Source organism: Arthrobacter sorbitolis (assembly GCF_054510995.1).
In genome coordinates, this window is record NZ_JBTNDM010000014.1 from 17,082 (window position 1) to 34,092 (window position 17,011).

The 17,011-nt window shown below is 71.4% G+C and carries 16 protein-coding genes; 1 reads left to right on the forward strand and 15 read right to left on the reverse strand.

From position 1 onward, the window contains the following. Nucleotides 1–6 precede the first annotated feature (6 nt). The 8 genes from ACX80K_RS16220 to dxr all read right to left on the reverse strand — a co-directional run bounded on the left by ACX80K_RS16220 (nt 7) and on the right by dxr (nt 8,294). Entirely contained in the window at nt 7–1,800 is a 1,794-nt protein-coding gene (locus tag ACX80K_RS16220; RefSeq protein ID WP_459272926.1) for a proline--tRNA ligase, read from the reverse strand. Nucleotides 1,801–1,935: 135 nt separating this feature from the next. Then, nucleotides 1,936–2,838 carry a GNAT family N-acetyltransferase gene (locus ACX80K_RS16225; RefSeq protein ID WP_459272927.1) on the reverse strand — a complete coding sequence of 301 codons (903 nt, stop codon included), beginning with the start codon at nt 2,836–2,838 and terminating at the stop codon, nt 1,936–1,938. After that, nucleotides 2,792–3,958, reverse strand: a complete 1,167-nt coding sequence (gene ispG / locus ACX80K_RS16230; protein WP_104179949.1) for a flavodoxin-dependent (E)-4-hydroxy-3-methylbut-2-enyl-diphosphate synthase — start codon at nt 3,956–3,958, stop codon at nt 2,792–2,794. The genes ACX80K_RS16225 and ispG overlap by 47 nt, the downstream gene beginning before the upstream one ends. 99 nt (nt 3,959–4,057) lie before the next feature. Beyond that, nucleotides 4,058–4,348 (reverse strand): YciI family protein, encoded by a 291-nt coding sequence (locus ACX80K_RS16235; RefSeq protein ID WP_459272928.1) that lies wholly within the window; start codon nt 4,346–4,348, stop codon nt 4,058–4,060. A gap of 19 nt (nt 4,349–4,367) precedes the next feature. Further along, nucleotides 4,368–4,808 (reverse strand): hypothetical protein, encoded by a 441-nt coding sequence (locus ACX80K_RS16240; RefSeq protein ID WP_459272929.1) that lies wholly within the window; start codon nt 4,806–4,808, stop codon nt 4,368–4,370. A gap of 196 nt (nt 4,809–5,004) precedes the next feature. Further along, nucleotides 5,005–5,628, reverse strand: a complete 624-nt coding sequence (locus ACX80K_RS16245) for a MarR family transcriptional regulator (protein WP_459272930.1) — start codon at nt 5,626–5,628, stop codon at nt 5,005–5,007. Nucleotides 5,629–5,667: 39 nt separating this feature from the next. After that, nucleotides 5,668–7,011 (reverse strand): M50 family metallopeptidase, encoded by a 1,344-nt coding sequence (locus ACX80K_RS16250; protein ID WP_459272931.1) that lies wholly within the window; start codon nt 7,009–7,011, stop codon nt 5,668–5,670. Further along, a complete protein-coding gene (gene dxr / locus ACX80K_RS16255; RefSeq protein WP_459272932.1) occupies nt 7,008–8,294 on the reverse strand; it encodes a 1-deoxy-D-xylulose-5-phosphate reductoisomerase in 1,287 nt (428 codons plus the stop codon). Before dxr ends, ACX80K_RS16250 begins: the two co-directional genes overlap by 4 nt. 262 nt (nt 8,295–8,556) lie before the next feature. Here dxr and ACX80K_RS16260 point away from each other — a divergent pair, with 262 nt between their 5' ends. Beyond that, entirely contained in the window at nt 8,557–10,092 is a 1,536-nt protein-coding gene (locus ACX80K_RS16260) for an HNH endonuclease signature motif containing protein (protein ID WP_459272933.1), read from the forward strand. A 123-nt stretch (nt 10,093–10,215) separates the two neighbouring features. Here ACX80K_RS16260 and ACX80K_RS16265 read toward each other — a convergent pair whose 3' ends face one another. From ACX80K_RS16265 to ACX80K_RS16295, 7 genes are all read right to left on the reverse strand, one after another. Then, nucleotides 10,216–10,764: a dihydrofolate reductase family protein gene (locus ACX80K_RS16265; protein ID WP_459272934.1), complete on the reverse strand. Its 549-nt coding sequence runs from the start codon at nt 10,762–10,764 to the stop codon at nt 10,216–10,218. Between the two features lie 69 nt (nt 10,765–10,833). Next, the gene (locus ACX80K_RS16270) at nt 10,834–11,658 is read right to left on the reverse strand and encodes an HpcH/HpaI aldolase/citrate lyase family protein (RefSeq protein ID WP_459272935.1); all 825 of its coding nucleotides are present in this window, start codon (nt 11,656–11,658) and stop codon (nt 10,834–10,836) included. Further along, nucleotides 11,655–12,134 carry a MaoC family dehydratase gene (locus tag ACX80K_RS16275; RefSeq protein WP_459272964.1) on the reverse strand — a complete coding sequence of 160 codons (480 nt, stop codon included), beginning with the start codon at nt 12,132–12,134 and terminating at the stop codon, nt 11,655–11,657. Before ACX80K_RS16275 ends, ACX80K_RS16270 begins: the two co-directional genes overlap by 4 nt. 104 nt (nt 12,135–12,238) lie before the next feature. After that, nucleotides 12,239–12,889, reverse strand: a complete 651-nt coding sequence (locus tag ACX80K_RS16280; protein WP_459272936.1) for a CoA transferase subunit B — start codon at nt 12,887–12,889, stop codon at nt 12,239–12,241. A gap of 2 nt (nt 12,890–12,891) precedes the next feature. Further along, nucleotides 12,892–13,668: a CoA transferase subunit A gene (locus ACX80K_RS16285; RefSeq protein WP_459272937.1), complete on the reverse strand. Its 777-nt coding sequence runs from the start codon at nt 13,666–13,668 to the stop codon at nt 12,892–12,894. Nucleotides 13,669–13,737: 69 nt separating this feature from the next. Then, a complete protein-coding gene (locus tag ACX80K_RS16290) occupies nt 13,738–14,910 on the reverse strand; it encodes an acyl-CoA dehydrogenase family protein (RefSeq protein ID WP_459272938.1) in 1,173 nt (390 codons plus the stop codon). Next, a complete protein-coding gene (locus ACX80K_RS16295; protein ID WP_459272939.1) occupies nt 14,907–17,009 on the reverse strand; it encodes an acetyl/propionyl/methylcrotonyl-CoA carboxylase subunit alpha in 2,103 nt (700 codons plus the stop codon). Before ACX80K_RS16295 ends, ACX80K_RS16290 begins: the two co-directional genes overlap by 4 nt. Nucleotides 17,010–17,011 lie beyond the last annotated feature (2 nt).

The window sequence follows — 17,011 nt, forward strand, 5'->3', positions numbered from 1 at the left end:
CGCGGCCTAGGAGGCTGTGAGCTCGCGCAGCAGCGCGACGGCCTCGTCCACGGCGACGTTCTGCGCCTCGCCCGTCCGGCGGTCCTTGACCTCGAGGACACCGTCCGCGAGCCCCCGGCCGACCACGACGATGGTCGGCACGCCGATCAGCTCGGCATCGCCGAACTTGACGCCCGGCGAGACCTTCGGGCGGTCGTCGTAGAGCACGGTCAGACCGGCCGCCTCCAGGTCGCCGGCGAGCTTCTCGGCCGCCTCGAACACCTCGGCGCCCTTGCCGGTCGCGACGATGTGCACGTCGGCGGGGGCGACGTTGCGGGGCCACACGATGCCGCGGTCGTCGTGGTTCGACTCCGCGAGGGCCGCGATGGCCCGTGTCACGCCGACACCGTAGGAGCCCATGGTCACCGTGGCGAGCTTCCCGTTCCGGTCGAGGACCTTGAGCCCGAGTGCCTCCGCGTACTTGCGGCCGAGCTGGAAGATGTGGCCCATCTCGATGCCGCGCGCGGCGACGAGCGGTCCCGACCCGTCGGGGGCCTCGTCGCCCTCGCGCACCTCGACGGCCTCGATGACGCCGTCCCAGGTGAAGTCGCGGCCCGCGACCAGGCCGAAGACGTGGCGGCCGTCCTCGTTGGCACCGGTGATCCACGCGGTGCCGGTCACGACGCGCGGATCCACGAGGTAGCGCAGGCCCGTGGTCCCCTCGGTGCCGAGGACGGCGGCGTCCGGCGTGAGGCCGGGCCCGATGTAGCCCTTGACGAGGCCCGGGTGCTTCTTCAGGTCCTCCTCGCCCGCAGCCTCCACGGCCACCTCGCCGCCCGTCTCGAGGTGGCCGGCGATGTTCGCCTCGATGCGCTTGAGGTCCACGGTGCGGTCGCCGGGGACGCCGACGACGACGAGCTCGCGCTCGCCCGTGGGCAGCACCGCCGCGAGGACGACGTTCTTCAGGGTGTCCGCGGCCGTCCAGGTCCGGTCGCCCGCTGCGGCGTTGGCGGAGTCCACGAGCGTGCCGATGGTCGGGGTGTCGGGGGTGTCACGGACCTCGGCCGCGGGCGCATCGGTGAAGTCGACGGCGTCGGGCACCACGGTGGTGACGGCCTCCACGTTCGCGGTGTAGCCGCCCGCGGAACGGACGAAGGTGTCCTCGCCGATGGGCGTGGGGTGCAGGAACTCCTCGCTCCTCGAACCGCCCATCGCTCCCGCTGTCGCCGTCACGGGGATCACCTCGAGCCCGAGCCGCTCGAAGATGCGCAGGTAGGCACCGCGGTGGAGCTGGTAGCTCGCCTCGAGGCCCTCGTCGTCGACGTCGAACGAGTAGGAGTCCTTCATGATGAACTCGCGGCCGCGGAGCAGGCCCGCACGCGGCCGGGCCTCGTCGCGGTACTTGGTCTGGATCTGGAACAGGCTCACGGGCAGGTCCTTGTACGAGGTGTACAGGTCCTTCACGAGCAGTGTGAACATCTCCTCGTGGGTGGGCGCGAGGAGGTAGTCGGCGCCCTTGCGGTCCTTCAGGCGGAAGATGCCGTCGCCGTACTCGGTCCAGCGGTTCGTCGCCTCGTAGGGCTCCTTGGGCAGCAGCGCGGGGAAGTGGACCTCCTGGGCGCCGATGGCCTCCATCTCCTCGCGGATGACCGCCTCGACCCGGCCCAGGACCTTCAGGCCCAGCGGCAGCCAGCTGTAGATCCCCGGCGCGGCGCGCCTGATGTAGCCCGCGCGGACCAGCAGGCGGTGGCTGGCGACTTCGGCGTCGGCTGGATCTTCACGCAGGGTGCGCAGGAAAAGGGTCGAGAGTCGTAAGACCACGCGGGTGTCCGTTCGTATTCATCGTGCATCCGGATCGAGCACTGCCATTCGCTCTCCCGCCGTCCGGCGGGAGACAACAGGTACCAATCTAGCCGGTTCGGCCCGGACGCCGTCCTCCCCTGAGGGCGTACCGGCTCAGAACAGGATGGTCGCGAAGGTGTCCACCTGCGCGAACCCCACGCGCTTGTACGCGGCGATGGCGCGGGCGTTGTAGGAGTTCACGTAGAGGCTCACGGTGGGGGCCAGCGCGCGTGCCGCGACGACGACGGCGGCCATGTACGCGGCGCTGAGCCCCTTGCCGCGGTGGTCCGGGTTCATCCAGACGCCCTGGACCTGCACGGCCTGGGAGGACACGGTGCCGAGCTCGGCCTTGAAGACCACCTGGCCGTCGTCGTCGAAGGCCGCCAGGGAGTGCTTCCGGCTGATGAGGGAGGCGACGCGGCGGCGGTAATGGTCCGAGCCGCCGATGAACGGCGAGTAGCCGACCTCCTCCTCGAACATCGCGGCGCAGGCCGGCAGCAGCCGGTCGAGCTCCTCGGGCCGTGTGAACCGGAGGTCGGTCGCCGGCCGGATGAGGGGGTCCGTGTCGATGGCCATGAGCGGCTGGGTAGGGCGGACGTCGAACGGCTCGGCGCTGTAGTCCTCGAACGTGGACCACAGGTCCATGACACCCTCGGAGAGGCCGAAGATCGACGAGAAGCTGCGCCCCGACCGCCCGAGGTGGTCGCCGAAGATGGCGCCGGTCTCGTCGTCCACGCCGACCGGGACGAGGTTGACGCCCGCCCAGCACGCCGCGCGGAGGACGTGGTGGCGGAACATGCCGATGATCTCGCCGCCGGAGAAGGACGGCGCAGCGGTACCGATGGTCTCGAGGTGGGAGGCGACGAAGACGTTCGCCACGGGATCGTCGTTGACGATGGCCCACAGGTCGCGGGTGTCGTCCTCGCCGAGGACCCGGAAGGACCAGGGCCCCTCGGGGTCGGGCTGGGCCCTAGCTGACGGTAACCATGGGGCCACCCTGGCCAGCAGTTTCGCCATCGGACTCACCCATCTCCTCTGCGAGCCGCATGGCTTCCTCGATGAGGGTCTCGACGATCTGGTCCTCGGGGACGGTCTTGATGACCTCTCCGCGGACGAAGATCTGGCCCTTGCCGTTGCCGGACGCCACACCGAGGTCGGCCTCGCGGGCCTCGCCGGGTCCGTTGACGACGCAGCCCATCACCGCCACGCGGAGCGGGACCTCCATGCCCTCGAGGCCTGCCGTGACCTCCTCGGCAAGGGTGTAGACGTCCACCTGAGCCCTGCCGCAGGAGGGGCAGGACACGATCTCGAGCTTGCGCGGGCGGAGGTTGAGCGACTGCAGGATCTGGTTGCCGACCTTGATCTCCTCGACCGGCGGCGCGGAGAGCGACACGCGGATCGTGTCGCCGATGCCCTTGGACAGGAGGGCGCCGAAGGCCGTCGCGGACTTGATGGTGCCCTGGAACGCCGGACCGGCCTCGGTGACGCCGAGGTGCAGGGGCCAGTCGCCGCGCTCGGCGAGGAGCTCGTAGGCGCGGACCATGATCACGGGGTCGTTGTGCTTCACCGAGATCTTGAAGTCGTGGAAGTCGTGCTCCTCGAAGAGGGACGCCTCCCAGACCGCCGACTCGACGAGCGCCTCGGGCGTGGCCTTGCCGTACTTCTGCATGAGGCGCGGATCGAGGGAGCCGGCGTTGACGCCGATCCGGATCGAGGTGCCGGCTGCCTTCGCAGCGTCGGCGATCTGCTTCACCTGGTCGTCGAACTTGCGGATGTTGCCCGGGTTCACGCGGACCGCGGCACATCCGGCGTCGATCGCGGCGAACACGTACTTTGGCTGGAAGTGGATGTCCGCGATGACGGGGATCTGCGACTTCCTGGCGATGATCGGCAGTGCTGCGGCGTCGTCGGCCGAGGGGCAGGCCACGCGGACGATGTCGCATCCCGTGGCCGTCAGCTCGGCGATCTGCTGGAGCGTCGCGTTGATGTCGGTGGTCGGCGTCGTCGTCATCGACTGGATGCTGATCGGCGAGTCCGATCCGACTCCCACCGAACCGACCTTGATCTGGCGGGTCTTGCGCCGTGGGGCGAGGACCGGCGGCGGCGCTGCGGGCATTCCTAGGTTGACCGAGGTCAAAGCTTCCTCCATGCTGGCGGCCTTGACCGCACGTCCGACGAGATTCCTTTTCTCATTATCCACCCGCCCCGGCCGTCCGGGACGCCGTGGCGATGCACGTCACACGTGGTCGCGGAACGCTCCGATGACCGGGTTCCATTCGGTGGCCTTGACCGCCGCGATGGCTCCGGCGCGGGCGAAGGGGTCCTGCCCGACCAGCCGACTGAGATCCGATTCGTTCTCCGAGGTGAAGAGGAGGAGTGCCCCGCTGCCGTCGGCGAAAGGCCCCGACGCGAGGACACGGCCCTGTCCGACGAGCTCCTCGAGCCACTGCCGGTGCGCCGGCCGGTGCTCGGCTCGGAGGTCGTCGTGGTCGGGGTTGTAGACGTACTCGACGGCGAAGATGCTCATGGGTCTCACCCTACGTGAATCACAGCAGGTAGACCTTGATGAGGGTCGCGACGCCTGCGGCCCAGAGCATCGACGTCAGCGTGCCGATGATGAAGCGCTCCGACGCCGCCGGGGTCTCCTTCAGCTCGGCGTAGCGGCCGAGGGCCTTGACCGCCACGACGTAGGCGATGGCCACGGGCTGGCCGCCGAGGATGGCGACCGTCACCGCGAGGCGCTCGAGCACGCCGATGACCAGGCCGCCGCGGAGCACACCGGGAGGGAGGGCGTCGACGGGTGCCTGGGGCGGCTGGTCGGGCGGCTCGGGGAGGTCGAGCTGCGGCTGGTCGGCCGGTTCCGGGAGCTCCTCGCGGCGCCGTTCCGCGGTGTCCACGGAGCGTGCCAGCCGCAGCACGAGCATGGTCACGGGCAGGCCGACGCCTCCCGCCACCACGAGCGCCACCACGATCCACAGTGCGTCCACCGAACCTCCTCCATGTCCTGTCGGTATGTCGTCCATGTCTACAGCACGGCACCCCCAGCGGGCGGGAGCGTCGGTTCGGCCGCCGGGCGCCCGATGTCGTCGAAAGGATGGAGATGACCACGCAGCGTGGCGGGAACCGGTCATTCGTGTCCTCTCGGCGCCACGGGGGCCCGGGGAGCCGGACGACGCCGTCGGCCTACGCGTCAGCGTCGTCGTCGCCTGCGTCGTCCGCCCACGCGAGGAGTCGCGCGGCCGCGGGACGGACGGCCTGCTCCTCGTGCCAGGCGGCCCGCGCCGCCGCCTTGCTCACGGCCTGCGGACTGATCCCGAGGGTGCGGGCCACGGCCGTCTGCGTGCCGCGCTCACCGGGCTGCAGGAGATCGAGGACGCGCCAGTCGGCCTCCGACCGCCCCAGGACGTGCCGGCCGAGGAGCGCGAGCACCCCTTCCGCCTCCGCCGCCGCCGCCGCTCCGCCGTCGGGCGCCTCGACCGCCAGGGGTGCCCGGTCCCCCGTCTTCTTGGCGCGCTCGACGGCGTACCGGGCGGCCACGAAGGCCGACCCGCGGGCCTCCCGCGGCGAGCGCGGGAAGGGTCGTTCCACCTCGCCGATGCCGATGCCGACGTACCAGCCGCCGGCGCGCAGGCAGAGCAGGGCGGCGTCGACGACGGCGCCCGCCTCGGCCAGGGCGCCCTGCGCCTCGTCCCCCACGGAGCGTTCCCAGGGCAGGACCGTGGGGATCGGGGCGAGCAGCTCCAGCAGCTCGGGGACGCGGTCGGCGGAGCTCCGGCTGCGTGCCTGGTCGATCGTGAGGACGAACATTCATCAACCGTATGAGGTTGAAATCCGAATTACAACCGATCAGCCGAAGAGGTCGACGGGTTTCACGATGTCGGCGTAGATCAGCAGGACCCCCATGCCCATCAGCAGGATGGCGACGGCGTAGGTCAGGGGCAGGAGCTTCGCCATGTCGAACGGTCCGGGGTCGGGCCGCTTGAACAGGCGGGCGAATCCCCGGCGCAGGCCCTCCCACAGCGCGCCGGCGACGTGGCCGCCGTCGAGCGGGAGCAGCGGGATGAGGTTGAACACGAACAGGGCCAGGTTCACGCCGGCCACGAGTCCGATGAGTGTCGCCGCGCGCGACGCCACGGGGATCTCCTCCATGGCGGAGATCTCGCCGGCGATCCGGCCGACGCCCACCACGCTGATGGGGCCCTCGGGGTCACGGGGCGCGTCCGAAAAGGCGGCCTGGCCGACCTCGACGACGCGCTGCGGGAGGTTGAGCACCACCCCGGCCACGCGGGCCAGCGAGTCACCGACGGCCGGCAGTACCGCGCCGGCGGGCTGCGGGACGAGTTCCTGCGTCGATCCGACGCCGATGAAGCCCACCTCCTGCGTCACGGCGTCGCCGTCGCCGTCGACCTCGGCCGTGCCGTCCGCAGCGGCCACGGGCCGCTCCGTCAGCAGGGGCGTGATGGTCGAGTCGACGGTCTCGCCGTCGCGCACGTAGCTGATGCCGACCTCGCGGCCGGCCGCGTCCCTGATCCACCCGGACAGCTCGTCCCAGTCCGTGACGTCCCGGCCGTCGAAGGCCACGACACGGTCTCCGGGCAGGAGGCCGGCCTCGTAGGCGGGGGCGGCGGGGTCGTCCGCGCCGCACTCCGTCTGGTTTGTCTCGACCTGCCGGCTGGCGGGGACGACGCACGCGGAGACGGAGGCGATCGTCGTGGTGGGCTGGGCGGTCCCGAATCCCATGAGCAGGACGGCGAACAGCACCGTCCCGATCAGGAGGTTCATCAGCGGCCCTCCCATCATGATGATGATCCGTTTCCAGATGGGCAGCTTGTAGAAGACGCGGTCCTCGTCCCCCGGCTGCAGCTGCTCGGCCGCCGCCTGCCGCGCGTCGTTGGTGAGCTGCTGGAAGACGCCGGTGCTGGACTGGCGCACGGCGCCGTCCTCGGTCGTGGCGGGCGGGAACATGCCGACCATCGACACGTACCCGCCGGCCGGGATCGCCTTGAGGCCGTACTCCGTCTCGCCGCGACGCCGGGACCAGACGGTGGGGCCGAAGCCCACCATGTACTGCGTGACACGGACCCGGAAGAGCTTGGCGGGCACGAGGTGTCCCACCTCGTGCAGCGCGATCGAGGCGGCGATCCCCACCACGACGACGAGCACTCCGACGACGAACAGCAGAACAGTCACAGTTCTTCCTTCTGGCCTTCCGATACGGCCGCCGCCGTCGGCAGCGACTCCCGCGGTGGGTCTCCGAGGCCACAACGGGCCCGGGCGCTCGTCCGTGCCCAGCGCTCGGCCTCGAGGACCGCGGCGAGCGTGAGTTCCTGCCCGGCGCCGCCCGCCGCGTCCCGGGCACGCTGGTCGTCGACGACGGCGGACACCGTGTCCACGATGTCAGGGAAACCTATGGCTCCCCTGTGGAAAGCGTCCACGGCCTCCTCGTTCGCGGCGTTGTAGACGGCCATGCGCGTACCCCCCTCGGCCGCGGCGCGCTTGGCGAGGGCGATCGCGGGGAACGCCTCCCCGTCCAGGGGCTCGAAGGTCCATTCGGCGGGCCGGCTCCAGTCGCAGGCCTTCGCGGACCCCGGCACCCTGAACGGCCAGCCGATGCCGAGGGCGATCGGGAGGCGCATGTCCGGCGGCGAGGCCTGCGCCAGCGTGGAGCCGTCGACGAACTGGACCATCGAATGGATCACCGACTGCGGGTGGACGACGACGTCGATCCGTTCCAGCGGGATGTCGAAGAGCAGGTGCGCCTCGATGACCTCGAGGGCCTTGTTGACCATGGAGGCGGAGTTCGTGCTGATGACGCGGCCCATGTCCCACGTGGGATGGGCGACGGCCTGCGCCGGGGTGACGTTCCGCAGTTGCGCGCGGGTCAGGCCGCGGAACGGCCCGCCGGAGGCGGTCAGGACGAGGCGGTCCACCTCGTCGGCCGTCCCCCCGCGCAGGGCCTGCGCGATGGCCGAGTGCTCGGAATCGACGGGGACGAGCTGGCCGGGCGCGGCGGCGGCCCGGACGAGGGCTCCCCCGGCGATCAGGGACTCCTTGTTGGCGAGCGCCAGCAGGTGCCCGGCGGCGAGGGCCGCGAGGGTCGGCTCCAGGCCGATGGACCCGGTGATGCCGTTGAGCACGACGTCGGCGTCGGGCCACGCGGCGATCTCCGCCGCCGCACCCGCGCCGGCGAAGAGCTGCGGCGCGTACCCGGAGACGCCGGCCGCGTCGGCCGCCCGGCCGATGGCCTGCTCGAGCTCGGCCTCCGACGCGGAGGCGACCCCGACGGCGGGGGCACGGACGGCGACGGCCTGGCCGGCGAGGAGTTCGAGGTTCCGCCCGCCCGCGCTGAGTCCGGCGACGCTGAAGCGGTCCGGGGCTGCTGCGATCACGTCGAGTGCCTGCGTGCCGATCGAACCGGTGGAGCCGAGGATGGAGACGCGCCGGTGCTCGCGGGTGGGGTTGCTGAAATCCATGGCCCCAGTATCCCGCAGACCAGGGGTCGGGGTTCCCCGGCTGCCGGGCGCGGCTCGCTGGGGAGGCTCGCTTGGAAGGCCTGCCGTGATCGGTCGACGTCGCTCGGCGGAGGGCGCGCACTCCACACTGCGGGGAGCGATCGTCGGGGCGCGAGCGGGTACTTCAGGACCCGCAATGACCGGTCGGATTCGCCGCACGTCTCGTCTCTTCCGGCTTCTTGGCGGGCAGCGATAGTGTCGGTATCGGGTGATTGGCTGAAGCATGACCACCGGAGCGGCGCTGCTGACTCTCGGGGACGCCTATGACGAGGCGATCTGGGGCTGGCCCGCGGAGGCGTTCGACGAGGTCCTCGGCTCGGAGGAAGAGTTCGACGATGCCGGGGTCGACGAGCATGCGCGCGCCCGCGTCGAGAACGCGTCGCCTTATGGCCTGGTGGCCCGGTTGCAGGACACCCCGACGATCGCCGCTCCCTCCAGTCTCAGTGACACGCTCGACCTGCTGCGGGCGACCGACCGGCTGGCGTCCTGGGCGGCGGCCCAGCGGGCCCGCTTGGTCGCGCAGGTCCATACCTTCAGCGATCGCGAGCACCACATCTGGTCTGGTTCGACGTCCTCCCTGGTGTTCACCGGGACGGTCGTGGAGACCGCGGCACTGCTGAAACTCTCCGAAGGGTCCGCCGCACGGCTCGTCTCGGAGTCACTGAGCTTGACCGGCGACCTGACGGACACCCTCGCAGCCCTGGAGAAGGGCGAGATCTGCTCCGCGCGGGCATCGGTCATCGTGGAGCAGACCCGCACCGTTCCCCATGACGCCGTGCGGGCCTTCGAGGCCGAGATCCTGCAGGTCGCAGGCGACCTGAACCGACCCAGGCTGACGGCACGGTGCCGGCGGCTCAGGGAGAAGCTGCACCCGGAGACGCTGACCGCCCGCAGGGTGAAGGCGGCCGCCGACCGGTGCGTCGTATTCGAGCCCGATCAGGACGGTATGGCGTGGCTGAACGCCTACCTCCCGGCGGAGCAGGCGCTGGCCCTCCACACCGCCGTGGATGCAGCAGCCCGCAACCCGCGGGCCGATGACGACCCGCGGACCCTGCCGCAACTGCGGGCCGACGTCCTGGCAGACCTGCTGCTCGGTACCGGCGGAACCGCCGGCGTTGCAGCGGCTTCCTGCGAGACCTGCCGGGGTGGCGGCGACAGCACCGACGCGGGGCACACCGGCTGCGGTGCGCGTTCCTCCCCGGCGAAGATCGTGGTCACCGTCCCGGTGTTCTCCTTGATGCCGCTCACCGACGAACCGGCGGAGCTCGAGGGCTACGGCCCCATCCCGGCCGACGCCGCACGGAAGCTGGCCGCCGACGCCACCTCGTGGATGCGCCTGCTGACCCACCCGTACACCGGGGCGGTCCTCGGCCTGGACCGGACCCGGTACCGCCCGAGCGAGGACCTCCGGACGTGGGTCCAGCTCCGCGAGAAGACCTGTAGCTTCTACGGGTGTTCGCGGTCGGCCAGCCGGTGCGACCTCGACCACCTGCTCTCCTGGGCCGACGACGGATCGACCGGTCCGGACAACCTCTATCCCGTCTGCAGGCGACACCACATGCTCAAGCACCAGACGGACTGGACTCCGACGCCCGGCCCCGACGGCGGCCTGACCTGGCTGTCGCCGGGCGGGCGCACCTACACGACGCCGCCCGAGAGGCACCGGACGGGTCGCAGGTCGGGCCGAGCAAGTCGCCGAGGGCGCAGCGCGGAGATCAGGCGAGGTGGACAAGGGCGGATCCGGGTCGGGGTCACGTGATCGGAGCTCAGGACACGCAGATGCGCCCTGGGCTCTTGCTGTGCTCACGGTCATCGCCGGCATGACGCCGGTGCCGACGTCGGCCCACTCGCAGGTCGACTCGGAGCTGTACGGAGCACTGCCCTACGTGCGCGGCTCGTACCGCAGGGCCACCGCTCCCGAGCCGAACTCCTGCCGGTCCACGAGCCGGAGATCGACGCGCTCGGCAAGCCCCGCGAAGAGCGTCGGACCGTGGCCCGCGATCCTGGGCTGCACCACGAACTCGTACTCGTCGATCAGGCCCAGTTCCGCCAGCGCCAGCGGAAGCATCACCCCTCCCGTGAACAGTCCCCGGCCCGGCGCCTGCTTGAGCTCCAGCACCACTTCTGCCAGATCTCCGCGCAGCAGCTCCGCGTTCCAGTCGACCTGCGCCAGGGTGCTGGACACCACGTACTTCTTCGCCCCATCGATCGTCCGTGCGAAGGGCTCCGTCCATGCAGGCCCTGCACCTGCCGGGACCGGCGCGCGGAACGCCGCCTCCATCATCTCGTAGGTCACCCGGCCGAACAGCAGGGCGTCGGCCCGCTCGAGATTCTCCACCGCGTGACGGTGCAGCTCCTCGTCCGCCTGGCCCTCACGGTGGTCACAGCACCCGTCCAGGGTGATGTTGATGGAGTACCGCAGTGGTTGCATCGCCCCAGCGTACGGCGATCGGCGACGAGCGCAACCCCCTCCGACGGGTGGAAGCGCAGGCCCGATACCTCAGCGGCGACCCGCCCTGCCCAGGACGCTCCGGGCGTGCCGGAGGATGGGTTCGTCGACCATGCGCCCCTCGTACGTGAAGACGCCGCGCTCGTGCTCCGCGGCCGCGAGCAGGGCACGGGCGCGCTCCACCTCGTCCGCCCCGGGGACGAAGGCGGCGCGGATCGCGGCGACCTGGCCCGGGTGGATGCAGGCCTTGGCCGCGAAACCCGAGGCGGCGGCATCGTCGGCTTCCGCGGTGAGGCCCTCGAGGTCGGCGATGTCCACGTACACGGCGTCGATGGCCTGGCGGTCCGCCGCGCCCGCGGCGAGCAGCACCTGTGAGCGGGCCTGGAGGGCCACGGCACGGTAGGTCCCCGCGGACGTCCTGCTCGACGTCCCGCCCAGGGACGCCACCAGATCCTCGGCACCCCACATGAGGGCGACGACGCCGTCGGCCCGCGCGATGTCCGCGGCGTTCACCACGCCGCGCGCCGTCTCGCACAGGGCGATGACCTCCACGTCGCCGAGGGCGGCCCGGACGGCAGCGACGTCGTCGGCGGACTCCGTCTTCGCGAGCATCACCGCGCGGTACCCGGTGCGGCGGGCGGCCGCGCAGTCGGGGGCGAAATCGGGGGTCCCGACGGCATTGAGCCGCACGACGGTGCGGTCCGGGGAGAGCCGGGACGCGGCGAGCGCGGACCGCGCCCCCTCCTTCGCGGCGGGCGCGACGGCGTCCTCGAGGTCGAGGATCACCGTGTCGGCGCGCTCGGCCGCCTTCGCGTAGCGTTCCGGCCGGTCCGCGGGGCAGAACAGCAGGGCCGGGCCCAGGGCGATGCCGCTCACGCCCGTCCCTCCTGCTGCCCGGTCGAGGACCACATGAGCACGCTGCGGGTCGCCGTCGCCACGACGTCGCCGTGCTGGTTGCGCCCCGTGTGGGCCATCGAGACGATCCCCTGCCCCGGACGGGACGACGACGGACGGACGCCGGTGATCTCCGTCTCGGTGTAGAGGGTGTCGCCGTGGAAGACCGGTTTCGGGAACACGACATCGGTCAGTCCGAGCTGCGCCACGATGGTGCCCTGCGTGAGCTGCGAGACGGACTGGCCCACGAGCGTGGCGAGGGTCAGCATGGAGTTCACGAGACGCTGCCCGAACGGCTGGGCCGCCGACCACGCCGCGTCGAGGTGCAGCGCCTGGGTGTTCATCGTGAGCGTGGTGAAGAGGACGTTGTCCGCCTCCGTGAGCGTGCGGCCCGGACGATGGGCGTAGACCGCTCCGACCGTGAGCTCGTCGAAGTAGAGCCCGCGCTGCTCGATCACGTGGCGCTCCGGCGAGGCGGCGGTGCGCGCGGAGGAGTTCGGCTCCCCGGCGCGCTGCTGCGTGCTGCCCTGCCCGTCGGTCCTGTCCGCCTGTGCTCCGTCGCTCACGCGGCTGCTTCCGGGAGGTCGATGCGCAACGGTGCGCCCGTGGCGGCGACGACGTCATCGGCACTCACGCCGGGGGCCGTCTCACGGAGCACCAGCCCGTCGGGTCCGACGTCGATCACGGCGAGGTCGGTGATGATCCGGTTCACGCAGCCCTTGCCGGTCAACGGCAGCGAGCACGCGGCGACGATCTTCGGACGGCCCGCGCGGTCCACGTGCTCCATCATGACGATCACGCGCTTCGCCCCGAACACGAGGTCCATGGCGCCGCCCATCCCCTTGACCATCTTGCCCGGCACCATCCAGTTCGCGAGGTCGCCGTTCTGCGCGACCTCCATCGCCCCGAGGACCGCGACGTCGACGTGCCCGCCGCGGATCATGCCGAACGAGGACGCCGAGTCGAAGAACGCCGCGCCGGGGTTGGCCGTGACGGTCTCCTTGCCCGCGTTGATGAGGTCCGGGTCCACGGCGTCCTCCGCCGGGTACGGGCCGACGCCGAGGATCCCGTTCTCGGAGTGCAGCACCACCTCGACGCCGTCGGGGATGTAGTTGGGGATGAGGGTGGGCATGCCGATGCCGAGATTGACGTACTGGCCGTTCTCGAGTTCCTGGGCGACGCGGGCCGCCAGTTCAGTGCGGGTCAGTGCCATGCTCATGCTCCTTCGGGGACGGCGGGTCCGGCCAGCGAGACCGTGCGCTTCTCGACGCGCTTCTCCACGTCGGGTGCGACGACGACGCGCTGGACGAAGATCCCGGGGGTGTGGATCCGGCCGGGCTCGAGTTCACCCGGCTCGACGAGCTCCTCGACCTCGGCGATCGTGATCCTGCCGGCCTGGGCGCACAGCGGGTTGAAGTTCATCGCGGCGGCATGGAACACGAGGTTGCCGTGGCGGTCGCCCTTCCAGGCGTGCACCAGCGCGTAGTCCGGACGGACCGACTCCTCCAGGACGTAGTCGACGCCGTCGAAGGACCGCACCTCCTTCGCCTTCGAGGCGACCGTGACGTTCCCCTCGCTGTCGTAGCGCTGCGGCAGGCCGCCCTCGCTCACCTGCGTGCCGACGCCCGCCGTCGTGTAGAAGGCGGGGATGCCTGCTCCGCCGGCGCGGAGCTTCTCGGCGAGCGTGCCCTGCGGGGTGAGCTCCACCTCGAGCTCCCCCGCGAGGTACTGCCGTGCGAACTCCTTGTTCTCACCCACGTAGGAGCTGATGGTGCGGCGGATGCGGTGGTCGGACAGCAGGATGCCGAGGCCCCAGTCGTCGACGCCGCAGTTGTTGCTCACGGTCTCCAGCTCCGCCGTGCCCTGCGCGTGCAGGGCGTCGATGAGTGTCACCGGGATGCCGCACAGTCCGAACCCGCCGACGGCGAGGGACGCGCCGTCGGGGATGTCCGCCACGGCCTCGGCCGCGCTGCTGACCACCTTGTTGATCACTGCTTCTCCTTCGTGTCGCCGCGGCTCCGCCCGGCCGTCGGCCGGAGGTGTCGGGCTGGATGTATCGGGCTAGAGGCCGAGGTCGCGGGCGATCAGCATGAGCTGGACCTCCGTGGTCCCCTCGCCGATCTCCAGGATCTTCGAATCACGGTAGTGCCTGGACACCACGAACTCGTTGATGAAACCGTAGCCGCCGAAGATCTGCGTCGCATCGCGGGCGTTGTCCATGGCCGCCTCACCGGCCACCAGCTTCGCGATGGAGGCCTGCGTCTTGAACGGCTTGCCCGCGAGCATGCGGGACGCGGCGTCGTAGTAGGCCAGGCGTGCCGTATGGGCCCGGACCTGCATGCGGGCGATCTTGAACTGGATGGCCTGGTAGGCCCCGATGTTGCTGCCGAACGCCATCCGCTCGCCGGCGTAGCGGACGGACTGCTCCACGCAACCCTGCGCCGCACCCGTGGCGAGCGCCGCGATGGCGATCCGGCCCTCGTCGAGGATCTGCAGGAAGTTGGCGTAGCCTCGGCCTCGCGTGCCGAGGAGGTTCGCCTCCGGGACGCGGACGTCCGTCAGGGTCAGCGGGTGCGTGTCGGAGGCGTTCCAGCCCACCTTGTTGTAGGCCTTCTCGGCGGTGAAGCCGGGCGTCTCCGAGGGCACGAGGAGGGTGGAGATCTCCTTCTTCACGGTGCCGTCGGGGCGCTCCGAGGTCCCGGTGACGGCGGTGACGGTCACGAGGGAGGTGATGTCGGTGCCCGAGTTCGTGATGAACTCCTTGGTCCCGTTGATGACCCATTCGGAACCGCCGACGCCCTCCTCGAGCCTGGCCGTCGTCTTCGTGCCGGACGCGTCGGATCCCGCCTCGGACTCGGTGAGCCCGAAGCCGCCGAGGGCCTTGCCGGAGGCGAGGGAGGGCAGCCACTGCTGCTTCTGCTCCTCGGTGCCGAAACGGTAGACCGGCATCGCCCCGAGGGACACGCCCGCCTCGAGGGTGATGGCCACCGATTGGTCCACGCGGGCCAGCTGCTCGAGCGCCAGGCACAGCGCGAAGTAGTCGCCGCCCATTCCCCCGTACTCCTCCGGGAACGGCAGGCCGAAGAGGCCCATGTCCCCCATCTGGCGGACCACGTCGTAGGGGAAGCTGTGCTCGGCGTCGTGCTTGGCGGAGACCGGGGCCACGACCTCGTCGGCGAAGTCGCGGACGCTGTCGACGAGGTCCTGGTACTCCTCGCTCAGTTCGAAATTCATGCTGCATTCCCTTCCGTGGGGATAGGTGCGGGGCCGCCCTCGGGGGCGGCCTCGATGGTTGCGAGGATCTGCTGTGCCCGGACGAGGTCCCCGGGCTTCAGGGACAGGCGGACGACGCCGGCGAGGGCGGCGGTGAGCTGGTGTTCCATCTTCATGGCCTCGACGGCGACGAGGACGTCGCCCGCCTCGACGGTGGCGCCGTCCTCGACGGACACCGACACCACCGTGCCCGGCATGGGGCTCCGGACCAGCGGGTCGGCCGATCCCTCCTCACGGGTGATCCGGGACAGGGCCGCGTCGAGCAGTTCGCGGCGGTCCGGGCGGCGCAGGCGCGCCGACCAGCCGGCGTCGCCGAGCCAGACCGTGTCGCCGTCCACGTGATGGTGCCGCCGGGAGCGCAGGCCGTCGATGGTCGCTCCCCCGTCGACGCCGACCGTCACCGTGACCTCGGCGGGACCGCTGCCCTCGCGTCCGTCGACCGTCGCGGCCCATCCGCCGCCGGTCCGCAGGAGCCGGACGGTCGCGGGAGCGCCGTCGACCTCGAGCGTCACGACACGCGGGCGGGGCGTCCCGAGCCGGAAGCCGTCGCCCCGGTGCCAGGGCGATCCGCCCGGGACGGTCGGCTCGCCCTCGACGAGCAGCACGGCGGCGAGCGCGAGGTCCTCGGGGCCCGCGTGCCGGAAGGCCAGGTCCGGGAGCTTGCGCTCGATGAGGGTGGTGTCGAGCCGCGCGGCCCGCACGTCGTCGTCGTTCACGAGCAGGCGGAGGTACTCGATGTTGGTGTCCACGCCGAGCACCAGGGTGCCGGCGAGGGCGGCATCGAGGCGGTCCAGCGCCTCGCCCCGGTCCGCACCCCACGCGACGACCTTGGCGAGCATCGGATCGTACGACGACGAGACGGTACCACCGGGCAGGAGCGAGCTGTCCACCCGCACGCCCTCCCCCGTCGGTTCGGCGAGCGCCAGGACCGTCCCGGTCGAGGGGAGGAACCCTGCCTCCGGGTTCTCGGCGTAGACGCGCGCCTCGACGGCGTGGCCCGTCAGGACGACGTCGTCCTGCGTGAACGGCAGTTCCTCACCGGCGGCGATGCGGATCTGCCACTCGACGAGGTCGACGCCGGTCACCAGCTCGGTGACGGGGTGCTCCACCTGCAGGCGCGTGTTCATCTCCATGAAGAAGAACTCGTCCGGTGCGGCGTCCGAGACGAGGAACTCGACCGTACCGGCGCCCGTGTAGTCGACGCTGCGCGCCGCGGCACAGGCCGCCTCGCCGATCCGGGACCGTGTCGCCGGATCGAGCAGGGCCGACGGCGCCTCCTCGATGACCTTCTGGTGCCGGCGCTGCAGCGAGCACTCGCGCTCGCCGAGGTGGAGGACGGTGCCGTGACTGTCGGCGAGCACCTGCACCTCGATGTGGCGGGGCCGGAGGATCAGGCGTTCCAGGAACAGGGTGTCGTCGCCGAACGCGCGGGCGGCGACGCGGCGTGCCGTGGCGAGCACGTCGGGGAGGTCCGCCGCGTGGTGGACGGCGTGCATGCCCTTGCCGCCGCCGCCGGCGGACGGCTTGATGAGCAGCGGGAAGCCGACGCCGCCGGCCGCGCGCAGCAGGTCGTCATCGGTGAGGCCCGGTTCGGCGATGCCGGGCACCACGGGGACGCCGGAGGAGGCGACGTGGTTCTTGGACCGGATCTTGTCCCCCATGACGTCCAGTGCGTGGACGGAGGGGCCGATGAAGACGATCCCCGCGTCGCGCAGCGCGTCGGCGAAGGCGGCATTCTCGCTGAGGAACCCGTACCCGGGGTGGACCGCGCCGGCGCCCGTGCGGCGGCAGGCCTCGAGGACGGCGGGGATGGACAGGTAGCTCTCCGACGGGGCCGCGCCGCCGATGCGGACGGCGACGTCGGCCTCGCGGACGTGCCGTGCTCCGGCGTCCGCGTCGCTGTACACCGCGACGGAGCGCAGCCCCAGCGCCCGGACGGAGCGGATCACGCGGCTCGCGATCTCGCCGCGGTTGGCGACGAGGACGGTGTCGAAAGGCCAGTGGGCCGTGGCGGGCCGGCCGGAGGGGCTGGGCGGGGCGGGGGTGCTGGGTGAGGTCATCG

Bases quoted from the DNA above. Each gene is read 5' to 3' on its own strand.
- ACX80K_RS16225 (WP_459272927.1), bottom strand. From the start codon at position 2,838: ATGGCGAAACTGCTGGCCAGGGTGGCCCCATGGTTACCGTCAGCTAGG.
- ACX80K_RS16235 (WP_459272928.1), bottom strand. From the start codon at position 4,348: ATGAGCATCTTCGCCGTCGAGTACGTCTACAACCCCGACCACGACGAC.
- ACX80K_RS16245 (WP_459272930.1), bottom strand. From the start codon at position 5,628: ATGTTCGTCCTCACGATCGACCAGGCACGCAGCCGGAGCTCCGCCGAC.
- dxr (WP_459272932.1), bottom strand. From the start codon at position 8,294: ATGGATTTCAGCAACCCCACCCGCGAGCACCGGCGCGTCTCCATCCTC.
- ACX80K_RS16260 (WP_459272933.1), top strand. From the start codon at position 8,557: ATGACCACCGGAGCGGCGCTGCTGACTCTCGGGGACGCCTATGACGAG.
- ACX80K_RS16265 (WP_459272934.1), bottom strand. From the start codon at position 10,764: ATGCAACCACTGCGGTACTCCATCAACATCACCCTGGACGGGTGCTGT.
- ACX80K_RS16280 (WP_459272936.1), bottom strand. From the start codon at position 12,889: ATGGCACTGACCCGCACTGAACTGGCGGCCCGCGTCGCCCAGGAACTC.
- ACX80K_RS16290 (WP_459272938.1), bottom strand. From the start codon at position 14,910: ATGAATTTCGAACTGAGCGAGGAGTACCAGGACCTCGTCGACAGCGTC.
- ACX80K_RS16295 (WP_459272939.1), bottom strand. From the start codon at position 17,009: ATGACCTCACCCAGCACCCCCGCCCCGCCCAGCCCCTCCGGCCGGCCC.